This window comes from Planktotalea sp., from assembly GCF_049680325.1.
GTDB lineage: Bacteria > Pseudomonadota > Alphaproteobacteria > Rhodobacterales > Rhodobacteraceae > Planktotalea.
The window spans coordinates 1-14153 of sequence record NZ_JBAUHO010000010.1; the positions used below are offsets into that span (position 1 = coordinate 1).

The 14153-nt window shown below is 57.8% G+C and carries 15 protein-coding genes; 7 read left to right on the forward strand and 8 right to left on the reverse strand.

Annotated elements, in window-relative coordinates:
- Nucleotides 1-469 (forward strand): hypothetical protein (locus WBC85_RS00425; protein ID WP_424432712.1); only part of this gene is annotated, 469 nt, incomplete at its 5' end.
- 59 nt (nucleotides 470-528) lie between these two features.
- A complete protein-coding gene (locus WBC85_RS00430) occupies nucleotides 529-897 on the forward strand; it encodes a DUF4177 domain-containing protein (protein ID WP_424432713.1) in 369 nt (122 codons plus the stop codon).
- Between the two features lie 90 nt (nucleotides 898-987).
- On the opposite strand, the gene WBC85_RS00435 is transcribed toward WBC85_RS00430, so the two are convergent.
- The gene (locus WBC85_RS00435; RefSeq protein WP_424432714.1) at nucleotides 988-1248 is read right to left on the reverse strand and encodes a BolA family protein; all 261 of its coding nucleotides are present in this window, start codon (nucleotides 1246-1248) and stop codon (nucleotides 988-990) included.
- Nucleotides 1249-1322: 74 nt separating this feature from the next.
- Here WBC85_RS00435 and WBC85_RS00440 point away from each other — a divergent pair, with 74 nt between their 5' ends.
- Together WBC85_RS00440 and WBC85_RS00445 are read left to right on the forward strand one after the other, a co-directional pair.
- Nucleotides 1323-1946: a DnaJ domain-containing protein gene (locus WBC85_RS00440; protein ID WP_424432726.1), complete on the forward strand. Its 624-nt coding sequence runs from the start codon at nucleotides 1323-1325 to the stop codon at nucleotides 1944-1946.
- Between the two features lie 15 nt (nucleotides 1947-1961).
- Nucleotides 1962-2657 (forward strand): DUF2161 domain-containing phosphodiesterase, encoded by a 696-nt coding sequence (locus WBC85_RS00445; protein ID WP_424432715.1) that lies wholly within the window; start codon nucleotides 1962-1964, stop codon nucleotides 2655-2657.
- Here the strand turns inward: WBC85_RS00445 and msrB are convergent.
- From msrB to WBC85_RS00465, 4 genes are all read right to left on the reverse strand, one after another.
- Entirely contained in the window at nucleotides 2654-3145 is a 492-nt protein-coding gene (gene msrB, locus WBC85_RS00450; protein WP_424432716.1) for a peptide-methionine (R)-S-oxide reductase MsrB, read from the reverse strand. The genes WBC85_RS00445 and msrB overlap by 4 nt on opposite strands.
- An 87-nt stretch (nucleotides 3146-3232) precedes the next feature.
- Complete coding sequence (locus WBC85_RS00455; protein ID WP_424432717.1) at nucleotides 3233-3802, reverse strand: fasciclin domain-containing protein; 570 nt, start codon at nucleotides 3800-3802, stop codon at nucleotides 3233-3235.
- A 101-nt stretch (nucleotides 3803-3903) separates the two neighbouring features.
- Nucleotides 3904-4614 carry an anti-sigma factor gene (locus WBC85_RS00460; protein ID WP_424432718.1) on the reverse strand — a complete coding sequence of 237 codons (711 nt, stop codon included), beginning with the start codon at nucleotides 4612-4614 and terminating at the stop codon, nucleotides 3904-3906.
- Nucleotides 4611-5159: a sigma-70 family RNA polymerase sigma factor gene (locus WBC85_RS00465; RefSeq protein WP_424432719.1), complete on the reverse strand. Its 549-nt coding sequence runs from the start codon at nucleotides 5157-5159 to the stop codon at nucleotides 4611-4613. Before WBC85_RS00465 ends, WBC85_RS00460 begins: the two co-directional genes overlap by 4 nt.
- Nucleotides 5160-5342: 183 nt before the next feature.
- Here WBC85_RS00465 and cobS point away from each other — a divergent pair, with 183 nt between their 5' ends.
- Entirely contained in the window at nucleotides 5343-6329 is a 987-nt protein-coding gene (gene cobS, locus WBC85_RS00470) for a cobaltochelatase subunit CobS (RefSeq protein ID WP_424432720.1), read from the forward strand.
- 63 nt (nucleotides 6330-6392) lie between these two features.
- Nucleotides 6393-8270 (forward strand): cobaltochelatase subunit CobT, encoded by a 1878-nt coding sequence (gene cobT, locus WBC85_RS00475; protein WP_424432721.1) that lies wholly within the window; start codon nucleotides 6393-6395, stop codon nucleotides 8268-8270.
- Here cobT and WBC85_RS00480 read toward each other — a convergent pair.
- Nucleotides 8263-9102: a hypothetical protein gene (locus tag WBC85_RS00480; protein ID WP_424432722.1), complete on the reverse strand. Its 840-nt coding sequence runs from the start codon at nucleotides 9100-9102 to the stop codon at nucleotides 8263-8265. The genes cobT and WBC85_RS00480 overlap by 8 nt on opposite strands.
- An 88-nt stretch (nucleotides 9103-9190) precedes the next feature.
- Between WBC85_RS00480 and WBC85_RS00485 the strand changes: the two genes are divergently transcribed.
- Nucleotides 9191-10987 carry an aminopeptidase P family protein gene (locus WBC85_RS00485; protein ID WP_424432723.1) on the forward strand — a complete coding sequence of 599 codons (1797 nt, stop codon included), beginning with the start codon at nucleotides 9191-9193 and terminating at the stop codon, nucleotides 10985-10987.
- 5 nt (nucleotides 10988-10992) lie between these two features.
- Here WBC85_RS00485 and WBC85_RS00490 read toward each other — a convergent pair whose 3' ends face one another.
- Both WBC85_RS00490 and WBC85_RS00495 read right to left on the reverse strand, forming a co-directional pair.
- Nucleotides 10993-12675 (reverse strand): chloride channel protein, encoded by a 1683-nt coding sequence (locus tag WBC85_RS00490; protein ID WP_424432724.1) that lies wholly within the window; start codon nucleotides 12673-12675, stop codon nucleotides 10993-10995.
- A gap of 2 nt (nucleotides 12676-12677) precedes the next feature.
- The coding region (locus tag WBC85_RS00495; RefSeq protein WP_424432725.1) for a DNA repair protein RecN at nucleotides 12678-14153 on the reverse strand (1476 nt) is incomplete at its 5' end.

Below are 14153 nucleotides of genomic sequence, written 5' to 3' on the forward strand. Positions count from 1 at the left end.
CACCCGCACCAACGGCGAGGCTGGCGCAGAACTGCTGGCAGAGGCAACCGCCGCCTACCGCGCCGCGCTGCGCATCCGCACTGAGGCAGAGCATCCCGTCGAGTGGGCCATGACCCAGAACAGCCTCGCCATCGCTCTCGCAAACCAAGGAACACGCACCAACGGCGAGGCTGGCGCAGAACTGCTGGCAGAGGCAATCGCCGCCTTCCGCGCCGCGCTGCGCATATTTACAGAGGCAGAGCATCCCATGCAATGGGCCGAAACCCAAGAAAACATGGCAATCACTGAACAGGGTATCGCCAAACACGATACCACATCAAACCCGCGCCCCCATCTTAATGCTGCCCTGACCCACGTGGACAACGCCCTAAAAATCTTCGACCCGACCCACATGCCCTACAACCACGGCACGGCCACCACCCTGCGCAGCAAAATCCTCGCCGAACTCGCCGCGCTGGATGAAGCCTAACCACCCTTCCCCCGCCGCACGCGCCTTGCTATAGCAGGCCAAGCAAGCACGAGGCCCCCATGATCCGATTTGAATACAAAGTCATCCCCGCCCCATTGCGCGGCCTCAAAGGCAAAGGCGTCAAAGGCAATGACGGCAAATTCGCCCATGCGCTTGAACAGGTGATGAACGATATGGGCCGCGATGGCTGGGAATACCAACGCGCCGAAACCCTCCCCTCCGAGGAACGCGCAGGGCTGACGTCAAAAACCACGACCTTCCGCAATGTGCTGGTGTTCCGCCGCCCTGTGCAAAGCGAAGGGCGTGCCAATGCGCCAGACCTCCCCGACGCGCCAGTGCCCGAACCTGAGCTAGAGCCCGAAATCGAGCACGCAGAATCAACCGAAGAGCCCGGCAATAGCGACGCACACGCGCAAAAGCCAGACTAGCGCCTGCGCTTCCTCTCTCTGGAAATATCCCGGGGGACTCCGCCTTGGCGGAGGGGGGCAGCGCCCCCAAATCCAAAAAAACTGCGCCCGTCAGGGCACATCCAGATCAAGCGCAAGCGCGTGAATGCGGCCGATCAACTCGGGCCCCAACGCGCTATGCACCAAACGGTGCCGCTTGATACGGCTCTGCCCTGCAAAAGCCTCGGCGCGGATGCGCACGTTATAATGGCTCTCGCCGCCTTCCTGAAATCCCGAATGACCGCGATGACTTTCACTGTCATCCACCACTTCCAACAGCGAAGGAGCCAAAGCCGCCTCCAATTTTGCGCGAATTTCTTCTGCCTTGGACATTTTTAGCAAACTCCCCTTCTAACCGCCGTCAAATCCTCTATTGTTATGCGCCTGATACGTTGAGGTGAGCAATGATAAAGAAAAACGATCCATTCGGATTCGACATGTCCGTGTCCTCTGCAAAAAAGAAGAATCCGCGCGGTCGTCGCGGGATGTCGGGGGAATCGGAAACCTCGCAACGGGCTTGCCAGCACGAAGGCTGCGACCTTCCCGGCAAGTTCCGCGCGCCGCGCGCGCCGGATGTGCTTGATGACTATATCTGGTTCTGCAAGGACCACGTGCGCGAGTATAATTTGAAGTGGAACTTCTTTCAGGGAACCACCGAGGCCGAGCTGAACGCGCAGCAATCCAAAGACAAGGTTTGGGAGCGTGAAACCAAGCCGATGAAGGATCCGGAACAGGCCGCTTGGGCGCGCCTCGGGATTGAAGACCCGCATCAGGTGCTGGGTGTGAATGCAACGCGCAACCCTGGCAAGGGCGGCGGTGCTGGCAAGCGTTTGCCACCGACAGAACGCCGCGCGATCGAGCTTTTGGAAGCCAAGGATTTCTGGACCAAGGTGGAAATTCGCAAGTCTTACAAAGCACTTATCAAAGTCTTGCACCCGGATATGAATGGCGGCGATCGCTCTCAGGAAGAGCAGTTGCAGCAGGTCGTCTGGGCGTGGGATCAGATCAAGGAAAGCCGGAACTTCAAGTAGATCCCGGATTAACCCATGCGCGAAACCGATCTTTATGCCCCTGTGAAGTCCTTTTTGGAAGCACAGGGGTATGACGTGAAGGGCGAAGTTGGCAAGCTTGATGTGATGGCGATGCGCGGCGATGATCCGCCCGTTATCGTCGAGTTGAAGACAGGCTTTTCGCTGTCCCTTTTCCATCAGGGCGTAGAGCGGCTTTCGATCTGCGACACCGTTTACATCTGCGTGCCGCGCCCCAAGGGCAAGGCCGGTCTCAAGTCACTCAAGAACAACAAAACCCTGTGCCGACGTCTCGGGCTTGGTCTGTTGACCGTGCGCCCCGCGGACGGGTTTGTTGAGGCACATGTCGATCCAACGCCCTATGTGCCGCGCAAATCCAAGAAGAAAGCGACGCGCCATTTGCGCGAATTCCAGCGTCTTGTGGGCGATCCCAACACCGGCGGTTCAACCCGCCAGGGGCTTGTGACCGCTTATCGTCAGGATGCCTTGAAATGCCTCGGTTTTCTTGAAGGGCATGGCCCGACCAAAGCCTCTGAAATCGCCAAGACGACGGGCGTTCCGAGCGCGCGCAATCTTATGGCGGCCAATCACTACGGCTGGTTCGAACGGGTCGACAAGGGCATCTACTGGCTTAGCCCCAAGGGCCAAGCCGCCCTCGGGGACTATGAGGCGGATCTGGATGCGATCCGCGATCTGTATCCCGAACCCGATTAGGCCGCTTTGAACACCAGCGACACACCGTTCAGGCAATGGCGCTTGCCCGTTGGCGCGGGCCCATCGTCAAAGATATGCCCAAGGTGGGAGCCGCATCGACGGCAATGGCATTCGGTGCGCAGTGAAAACAGCTTGCGGTCTTCTTTGGTGCCAATCGCCCCCGGCAAGGACTGATAGAAACTTGGCCAGCCCGTGCCACTGTCATACTTCGTCTTTGACGGATAAAGCGGCAAATCGCAGCCGCGACAATGATAGGTGCCTGCCGCATAGTTCTTGTCCAAAGGCGATGACCCTGCCCGCTCTGTCGCCTCTTCGCGCATAACCTTATATTCGATGTTCGAAAGCATCGCTTGCCATTCTGACTTGGAGCGCGTGACTTCAAAACTGCCTGTGGCGGCCGAACTCTCGCGTGCGCCGAACGCACCAAGAACGCTCATACTGGCAAGGCCACTGGCCGCGCCGAGGGATAGAAAATGACGTCTTTGCATCGTAAATCTCCTTTGCTCAAAGGTGATGGCCTGCCCTATCAAAAGCAAGAGCAGGCCAAGCACATCAGCGTGATGTGATGTTGCAGCTTACTTGGCAGGCAACAGAACTTTGTCGATCACGTGAATAACGCCATTGGATTGCTTGACGTCCGCAATCGTTACGGTTGCAACGCCGCCCTGCTCGTCCTCGATCATAATCATGTCGCCGTCATATGTGGCCTGCAACGTGCAACCGCCGACCGTGGGAACGGGATGTTTGCCGTTGTCATCGTCGATCATACCTTTGATCGCCATGGACATCGCGTCCGCAGACACGACATGACAGGTCAGGATTTTGACAAGCATGTCTTTGTTCTCAGCCTTAAGCAGCGTGTCGACTGTGCCTTCTGGCAGGGCATCAAATGCTGCATTTGTTGGGGCAAACACTGTGAACGGGCCGTCACCTTGCAGCGTTTCAACAAGGCCAGCGGCCTGAACTGCCGCAACAAGCGTCGTGTGATCCGCAGAGTTAACCGCGTTTTCGATGATGTTCTTATCTGCAAACATCGCCGCACCGCCCACATCCGGGTTCTTTGCTGCGTGGCTGCCCGCAAAGGCAGCGCCTGCAACCAAAGCAAAAACTGCCGTCGCCGAGATAAGTGTCTTTGAAAGTGTCATCTTGTGTTTCTCCTAAGCTGCCGCGAACGGTTTTTCGTTCGGGTCGCTAGAAGCCACGAAGCCACTCAAAGAATAGTTTCAAAGTTTTTCAATTTTTCCGATCACAGGTTTGTGAGCACCTGAACCGCGCCCGCGCCAAGCACAGCGCCGCTCGGCGCGCCCGTCGGCGAGCCGCCCGCAGGTTCGTCAGACAAGGCAAGTGTCACGCCAACCCGCACAAGGCGCGCATGGGTTTCATCCAGCTTTAGGGCCGTCACCCGCGCCTTTGGCAGAACCCCTAGTGAAACAGGCGCTGCGCCTTCTGCAATCGCCCATAGCTCATAGTCGCGCCCATTATGCGGCTCTGGCCCTACGCGCTCGATGCGCAGCAATCCGCTACCGACACTCAGGGCCAACGCAATCTGCAATTCGCTTTGTGTATTGGAAATGCTCGCGTGCATCACCGTCGCGCCGGGCGCATTCTGTCCACTGTAGGTATAGACAGCAAAGGCAACCAATGCCGCAGCGACACCGCCCAAAGCATATTCCCAGATACGGATGCGCCGCTGCCATGGCAGGCGGTTCTCGTTCCACAGCTCGCGCTTGAGATTGCTCAAGACCGACGCAGGCGGCGTCACCTCTTCAACATCCATGCCAAGGGCTGCAAAATGTTCCTGCCAGCGCGCGACTTCTTCACGAAGCGCCGCGTTCTCGTTCAAGGTTGCCTCGAATTGCGAGCGCTCTGCCCCTGCCAAAAGGCCAAGCGCATACTCGCCAGCGAGATCTCTGTTTTCAGGCGTCTGCGTCGCGCCAGTCTCTCTCTCGTCGGTCATCGCGTCAGGCACTCCCTGAGTTTCATTAGGCTTCGGCGCAACCATGTGCGCATCGTGTTCAAAGGCACATCTGCTTCAAGCGCCAGCTCGGCATAGGTTTTCCCGTCCAGATAGGCACCGCGCACAACATCGGCATGCACGCTATCCAGCTCGCCAAGACACAAGGCCAGCTGATTGCTCTGCGACTTCATCTCGAGCAAGGCTTCAGGCCCCGGACTTTGATCGGCAACGCCCTCCATCAACTCGGGCGCTGCTGCGACCTCACCGCTTTTGTGGGCGCGCAAATGGTCAATGGCCGTATTGCGGGCGATCGTAATCAACCACGACATCGGGCTTAAACCATTGATTTGATAGCGCCCCGCATGGTGCCATATCTTGACATAACTCTCTTGCAACGCCTCCTCTGCCTGCGTTTTGTCCTTTAAGACACGCAAGCAAATGCCAAATAGTTTCGCAGAGGTCGCATTATAAAGTGCCTCAAAGGCACTTCGATCCCCTAGCGCGGCTTGGGTGATCCACTTCTCGATTTGCTTCAAGCCGTTCATCGCGTCTCTCTACAGAGGTATCCTAGGGCAACCTGTCACGGCTGATCCGCGCTGCAAAGTACCATTCATACTTTGTGCTTCGTTTTTACCCTACGCTCCCCTTGTCCTTGGGAAAGATATGTTGCACCACGGAACAAACATATGAACGCACTTATTTCGCGCGGAAAGACAAGGATCCAAAACATGACCGACAACACGCTGGACGTTGATATGAAGCCGACCGTGGATATTTCGGTACGTGAGGTCTTTGGCCTTGATACGGATATGGTTGTCAAAGGCTTTGCAGATCGCACAGACCGCGTTCCCGAGCTCGACAGCACCTATAAGTTCGATCCTGACACGACAATGGCGATCCTTGCAGGCTTTTCGCACAACCGCCGCGTGATGATCCAGGGCTACCACGGCACAGGTAAATCCACGCATATCGAACAGGTCGCATCGCGCCTGAACTGGCCCGCAGTGCGCGTCAACCTCGACAGCCACATCTCCCGAATCGATCTGATCGGCAAAGACGCGATCAAGTTGAAAGATGGCAAGCAAGTCACTGATTTCCAAGAAGGTATCCTGCCTTGGGCGCTGCGTAACCCGACCGCGATCGTGTTTGATGAATATGATGCTGGCCGCGCCGACGTGATGTTCGTGATCCAGCGTGTTCTTGAAGTAGACGGTAAACTGACGCTGCTCGATCAGAACCAGGTCATCAACCCGCACCCCTATTTCCGTATCTTCGCGACGGCCAATACTGTCGGCCTTGGTGATACCACAGGCCTTTATCACGGCACGCAGCAGATCAACCAAGGCCAGATGGACCGTTGGTCACTTGTCGCCACGCTGAACTATCTCAGCGTCGAAGCGGAATCCGCTATCGTTCTGTCCAAGAACCCGCATTATAACAATGAAGCGGGCCGCAAAACGGTGAAGCAGATGGTCAAAGTGGCCGATCTGACGCGCACGGCCTTTATGAACGGCGATCTTTCAACCGTCATGTCCCCGCGCACAGTGATCGCTTGGGCCCAGAACGCTGAAATCTTCCGCAATGTCGGCTATGCCTTCCGCCTGTCCTTCCTTAACAAATGTGACGAGCTGGAGCGCCAAACCGTGGCAGAGTTCTACCAGCGTTGTTTTGACGAAGAACTGCCAGAAAGCGCAGCAAGTGTTTCGCTAGGGTAAACGATTTTTTGAAAAAATCGTGCCTCCGGCGGAGGTATTTTAGGACCAGAGAAGACGGACGAGATGGCGAGTAATAACGACAATCCTGCCGATCCCTTCAAGAAAGCCTTGGCCGAGGCAACGAAGGTCATGGCCAATGATCCCGAACTCTCGATTACCTATACAGTCGATCCCTCTGGCGTGTCTGGCGATACCATGCGCCTGCCGCAGGTGTCGCGCCGGATGACACGTGAAGAGGTGCTGATTGCGCGCGGCACGGCCGATGCGCTGGCGATGCATCGCAAATTCCACGATGATGGCACCCACTCGCGTTATGTCCCGCAAGGCGAGGTCGCGCGCGAGCTTTATGAAGCCATGGAAACCGCGCGCTGTGAAGCGATGGGTGCGCGTGACATGCCCGGCACCGCGGGTAACATCGACGCCAAGATCGGCAATGATGCATTGCGCAAAGGTTTTGACCAGATCAAAGTCGCCGCAGACGCCCCTCTTGCCACGGCCGCCGGCTATCTGATCCGACATCTGGCGACGGGGCGTGATCTGCCCTCTGGCGCGCAGAACGTGATGAACCTGTGGAAAGGATTCATTGAAGAACAAGCAGGCGGGACGCTTGAAAACGTCGATGAACTGCTGGACGATCAAGCCGCCTTTGCCAAATTGTCACGCCAGATCATCAAGGATCTCGGCTATGGCGATCAATTGGGCGATGACCCTGACGAAATCGACGACGACGCCCAGGACGACGCGGAAGAAAGCGGCGAAGAGGATCAGGATCCAGATAGCACGGGTCAGGACGAGAATTCAGAAGAGTCCGAAGACGCCTCCCCCGAGCAATCCCAAGACGAACAACAGGATTCCTCGCAGGCGCAAGTCTCAATGGACGACGCTGCCGATCAGGAAATGGGTGAAGAGACCGAGATGCCAGAGGGCGACGCTCCGATGGAGCCGCCTCAACCGCAGCCGGTTTCGGATGCGGACCCCAATTACCAAGTCTACGACACCAAGTTCGATGAAGAAGTGAAAGCCGAGGATTTGGCCGAACCGATTGAGCTTGAGCGCCTGCGCGCCTATCTCGATCAGCAGCTTGAGCCGCTCAAAGGCGCGGTGTCTCGCCTTGCCAACAAGTTGCAGCGCCGCTTGCAAGCCCAGCAAAACCGGTCCTGGGAATTTGACCTTGAAGAAGGCATGCTGGACGCGGGCCGCCTTGCGCGTGTCGTGGCCAACCCGACCACGCCGCTTAGCTTCAAGATGGAGAAAGACACCGAGTTCCGCGATACCATCGTGACGCTGCTGCTGGACAACTCCGGCTCTATGCGCGGGCGCCCGATTTCTATTGCTGCAATCTGTGCCGACGTGCTTGCCCGCACGCTGGAGCGTTGCAATGTGAAGGTTGAAATCCTCGGTTTTACCACGCGTGCGTGGAAGGGTGGGCAATCTCGCGAAGCATGGCTCAATGCGGGCCGCGATCAGCAGCCCGGGCGCCTGAATGATCTTCGCCATATCATCTACAAAAGTGCCGACAGCCCATGGCGGCGTGCGCGTCCCAATCTGGGGTTGATGATGAAAGAAGGCCTGTTGAAGGAAAACATCGACGGCGAGGCACTGGAATGGGCGCACCGCCGTATGTCATCTCGCCCGGAAGCGCGCAAAATCCTGATGGTGATTTCAGATGGCGCGCCTGTGGATGACAGCACATTGTCGGTAAACCCTGCGAATTACTTGGAAAAACACCTGCGCGATGTGATCGCGATGGTCGAAAAACGCCGCGCGGTAGAGCTGCTGGCGATTGGTATCGGCCATGACGTTACACGATATTATGAACGCGCGGTGACAATTACCGATGTGGAACAGCTTGCAGGCGCGATGACCGAACAGCTTGCTGCGCTTTTTGACACCGATCCGCGTGCCCGTGCCCGCGTGATGGGCATGCGCAAGGTCAGTTAGACTTGCGGTTCGCTGCAAGCCATTCGTGGACATCATAGCAAACCACCAATCGCTCATCGGGCAGATCAAATAGCATTGCCTGCTCAAGGGCGGCGTGAAACTCTGGTCCTTTGAACCAATCCAACACCTTCTCGGGCGCGCCATCTTGCAGGCCCGATGTCCAGATGAAGCCCAGCTTGGGTGCCTCTGCCACTGCGCGGCGCGACAGGAACAAATGGGTGCAAAGCCACGATGTGCTCCACGGGCCCGTTTCCTTGCACAAAACTGCTTCGTGCAGAAGCGCGGTGACCTCCGGCGCGCTAAACCCGCCTGACAAAAGCAATTTCATCGCGCCATAGGCGAAAAGCGCCGTGTCCAGATCGCGCGCTTCAGCGTAGGCAGCATGTCGAAAATACGCGCGCCCCCATGCGACATAGGCCTCTTGAACAGGTTCGGGCATGCCCCCGTTTTTCAAGGCCGCGCCAAAGCGCCAGAGGATTTCATCGCTGTCATTGTAGTCAACCGACATATCCTGCGCCAATAATTCCGCGTAACGCGGCAAAAGCGCGATCAGATCATCCGCAAAGTCAACGGTGCCATGGGCGGAATTGCTGTATTCGCGAATTTGCGCTTCGCTCAACTCGGCGTTGGGCGCGGCGATAATGCTCTGGCGCATTTCCTCGCTCATACAGCACGGACACAAACACACCTGCAAATGGCGTGACACATTTCGCACGCCGCAGACCTCGTAAAGCCGGGCAACCGCCGCTTCTAGCGTTGGCGCGAAGGGCGTGCGCAGGGTCAAATGCACCTGTCGTGCTTCAGCATGTTTTCGACGGGTCCTGCGTGTCACTCGGCTTTCCTTTCAGCTGCACTTTGTGCTTTTGCTCACACCCCGTCCAGTGCAGAGTTCCCATAACAATCACGCCAGAGGACCGATCATGTTTCAAAGTTTTGACACCACAAGCAGCCCTGAACATGGTCCTGCCCGCCTCGCCGCTTTACGCGCTGAAATGGCTGTTGAAGCGCTTGACGGTTTCATCATTCCGCGCGCCGATGCGCATCAGGGCGAATACGTCGCCCCCCACGACGAGCGCCTTCAATGGCTAACGGGGTTTACGGGATCGGCGGGCTTTTGCTGCGCGCTGATGGATAGTGCGGGTGTTTTCATCGACGGGCGCTATCGCACGCAGGTCAAATCGCAGGTCGATCTGGCCCACTATACGCCCGTCCCTTGGCCCGAGCACTCTCTGGCCGACTGGCTGAAAGAAAAACTGCCAAGCGGCGGCGTTGTCGGGTTTGACCCCTGGCTTATCACGCAAGGCCAGCTTGAAACCTATGAAACCGCGCTTGTGCAAAGTGGCATTACATTACGCCCCGCGCCCAATCTGGTGGACCGGATCTGGAAAGATCAACCCGCGCCGCCGATGACACCCGCATTTGAATATCCGATTGAATATGCTGGAAAATCATCATGTGACAAGCTGGCAGACCTCGCTGCTGATCTAAAGGAAAAAGGCGAAGACGCGGCCATCATCACCCTGCCCGACAGTCTGTGCTGGCTGTTGAATATTCGCGGCAATGACGTGGCTAAAACGCCGCTCGTACACGGGTTTGCGATTTTGCAAGCGGGTGGACGTATACAGCTATTCGTCGCTGATGAAAAAGTGGCCCACCTTGCCCCCGATCCTTTGATTGATCGCGCAGAGCCGTGCGATTTTCTGCCCGCCCTTACAAAGCTCAGCGGCAAAATTCGCTGCGACAAGGTTTCCGTTCCCGTCGCCGTGATCGAGGCGCTGAATGCTGGCATCGCAGAGATATCCTACGGCCCTGAACCCTGCGCCCTGCCCAAGGCACGTAAAAACCCCGTCGAAATCGCGGGCACCCGCACCGCGCATATCACCGACGCAAGCGCGATGTGCGAACTCCTGTGCTGGCTTGATGCCCAGCCCACGGGCAGCATCAGCGAAATCGACGTTGCCACCCAGCTAGAGCAACGCCGCCGCGCCACCAACGCCCTGCAAGATATCAGCTTTGACACAATTTCGGGCGCAGGCCCTAACGGCGCGATCATGCATTATCGGGTCACACACGAAACGTCCCGTACACTGCAGGACGGTGACCTGTTGGTGCTCGACAGCGGCGGGCAATATCTGAACGGCACCACCGACATCACACGCACCATCGCCATCGCCGCCGTTGGCAAGGAAGAGCGCACCGCCTTTACCCGCGTGCTACAAGGGATGATCGCTATCTCGCGTATGCGCTGGCCAAAGGGTCTTGCCGGGCGCGATATCGAAGCCGTCGGGCGCGTGCCGCTCTGGCTTGCCGGGCAGGATTTCGATCATGGGATCGGTCATGGTGTGGGGCATTTTTTGGGCGTGCATGAAGGCCCCCAACGCCTAAGCCGCGTCAGCGATGTGCCGTTAGAGCCTGGAATGATCCTGTCCAACGAACCCGGTTACTACCGCGAAGGCGCGTTCGGCATTCGCATCGAAAACCTTGTCGTCGTGCAAACAGCCCCGGCGCTGCCAAGCGCAGATGCACAGCGCGAGATGTATGATTTTGAAACCCTGACCTATGTGCCGATTGATCGCCGTTTGATCGTGAAAGAGCTTCTCACACAGGCCGAAACAGATTGGCTGAACAGCTATCACAAAGCCTGCCTCGCAAAACTGGATGGATTGCTAAGCGACGCCGCCCGGACTTGGTTGGCGCAAGCAACGCAGCCTTTATAACGGCGCTAGCTGTGCTCTTCCGCCGCGGTCGCAGCAAGAGCACGGTTATAGGCTTTGAGCGCATCCACATGATAGAGCGCGCCCCAAAGTTCCGGGGCCTGCCCTTCGCCGGGAAGCGTGACCACGGGAATGAACGTCACGCCTGATTTGTCAAAGATCGGCATCGCCGCTTCTAACGTGGCATTGCCATCGATATAGACCCCTTCTTCGATCATCGCCCATGCCGCGTCCTCGTCGATGTCCTCTTCGCCTTTGCGCATCACACTTGCCACGCGGAACATCGCCAGCAAATAGGCCTGCGGACCGGCGGCCAAATGAATGTTGCGCCGCTCCAGCTGGGTCAAAAAGAACGAGCGGTCCACAAGCCGCGAAGACAGCGCCGTCGAAATCGAAACCGAAACCATTACTGCAAGTCCCGTTTGCCAATCCCCGGTAAGCTCGAACACAATCAACGTTGTAGAGATTGGCGCACCCAGCACTGCGGCAGCCACCGCGCCCATCCCAGCCAAAGCATAAAGCGTGTGAGAACCGCTCACCTCTGGAAAGATCGAGGTCGCGATCAGACCAAAAGCCAGCCCCGTCAACGCCCCGATCATTAGCGAAGGCGAGAAAATACCGCCGCCCATACGTCCCGCCATGGTGATTGCAACCGCGGCGGTTTTAATCATCGCAAACACCACAGCCTCGTGCAAAAGCAGCTTGCCCGTCAGCGCCGCAGAGGTGGTTTCATAGCCAACTCCGATAATATGCGGGAACTGGATCGCGATCAGGCCCAACAAGGCACCAGCAATCGCAGGGCGCAGCCAATAGGGCAAACCAAGGCGCGTTTGCAGGCGGCTTTCCAGATCATCCGCCCAAAAGACGCAGCGCATCAATGTCACCGCAACAAGGCCGCACACCAGACCAAGGATCAAATAGGCAGGCAGTTCGGCATAAAATTCCAGCAGCGACGTGCCCGGCAGCGCGAATTCGGCAGTATCACCAAAAATCAAACGGTTAATCACTGTGCCGGCCGCGCTTGCAATCACAATCGGCGCAAAGGCATGCACCGCAAAATGACGCAGCACCACTTCCAGCGCGAACAAGGCCCCTGCGATGGGCGCGTTGAAACTGGCTGAGACCGCCGCCGCGACGGCGCAGCCCAGCAGATCGCGCCCCGTTATTCCGTCTGCGCGAATAAGGTTGCTGACCCAGCTCGAAAGCATCGCCGCAATATGCACAACAGGCCCTTCGCGCCCGGTTGAGCCACCAGTGCCAAGCGTAATCATAGACGACAACGCAGAGGCAATTCCGGCCTTCTTTTCCACCCGCCCATTGTTAAGCGCCGCGCCCTCGATCACATCCGAAACCGAACGCACACGCCCGTCTGGCGTAAAGTGATGCAGAATGATGCCAACGGTGACACCCCCCGCCATCGGGATCAGCAGGATCCAGTACCATGCCAGACTTTCGGCAAAACTGTGTAGTTTTGCTACATCTTCGACACCGTAAAATGTTGTTTGTAATAGGGAAATACCGAACCTGAAGGCGACCGCGGCAAAGCCTGCGGCAATGCCGATCATCAGTGCGATAAACCAGAACTGGATCTGTGACGGGCCGCGATGCCGCAACAACTGCCATCCGCGTCCAAAACTTGCACCCATGTCCCGCATCTGCGCGGCAAGTGCGGCGGATGCGGTGCGAAACATAACTACCCTGCCAAAAGGGCGCGGGCCGCCCCGCGTGCCTGATCGGTAATGGTATCGCCCGAAATCATACGCGCGATCTCGTCAATGCGCTCTGCCTCGCCCAAAGGCACAACCGTGGACAGCGTCATATTCTTGGCAACGCTCTTTTCAACGCGCCAGTGATGCCCACCAAGCGCGGCCACTTGCGGCGAGTGCGTTACGACCAGCACCTGACCACCTTCGGCAAGGCTGGCCAAACGTCGTCCAACTGCATCCGCCGTCGCACCGCCAACGCCGCGATCGATCTCGTCGAAGATCATGGTGATGTCTTTGCTCTCTGCGGTCAGGCAGACTTTCAATGCCAGCAAAAAGCGGCTGAGCTCGCCGCCCGATGCGATCTTGTTCAAAGGTCCACTCGGCGCACCGGGGTTCGTCGCGACGCTAAAGGCCACCGCGTCGCGCCCTGCTTTGGACGCGCTCGCCTCGGTAAGCTGCGTGGTGAAAACGGCGCGCTCCATTTTCAAAGGGGCCAGCTCTGCGCTAACGGCCATGTCCAACCGTTTTGCAGCCTTGCGCCGTGCGTCGGACAACTGCGTCGCGGCGTTGTCATAGGCGGCCTCTGCCAGCGCCAGCGCCTTTTGCGCTTGGCCCAGCTTTGCATCGCTTGCATCCAATGCTTCAAGCCGCGCGCGCAATTCAATCGCGAAAACGCCTAGTTCATCGGGCGTCACATTATGTTTGCGCGCCAACCCACGGATCGCAAAAAGGCGTTCTTCGCATTCTTCCAATTCGGACGGGCTAAAGTCCAGATTATCAAGGCAAAGTTCAACGCCAGCGCTCGCCTCGCCCAATTCATCCAACGCCCGTGAAAGCGCTGAAAGCGGTGCAGCAAGCTGGCCGTCAGCCTTGTCTGCCACGCCCTCCAGCCAGCGAATGGCTTCGCTCATCGCCCCTTCAGCGCCTTCAAACCCAAGCATCGCATGGGCGCGCGCAACATCATCGCGGATCTTTTCGGCGCCCTGCATGGCCCGGCGGCGCGTGTCCAGCGTACCCTCTTCACCGGGCTTGGGATCAAGATCATCAAGCTCGGCAACCGCATGGCGCAGGAAATCTTCTTCCTCACGCACAGCCGCAATCGCCGCCTCCAGCTGACTTAAATCTTTGCGCGTTTTTGACAGGTCTTTCCAAGCAGCGCCGACAGCGTCCAGCAAAGCAGGCTTTGCAAGATATTCGTCCAGCAACGCTCCGTGGCCCTTGGGATCAAGCAAACCGCGATCGTCATGCTGGCCGTGTAATTCTACCAGCGTTTCAGAAACAGCGCGCAGCACATCGCCCGAGCAACGGCGATCATTGATCCACGCGGTTTTGCGCCCATCGCTGCGATTGACCCGGCGCAGGATCAACTCATCACTGCTGGGCAGGCCGGCCTCTTGCAAAATGGCATGGGCGCGATGTCCCTCGGGAAGTTCAAAGATCGAGGTGACTTCGCCCTGCTCCGC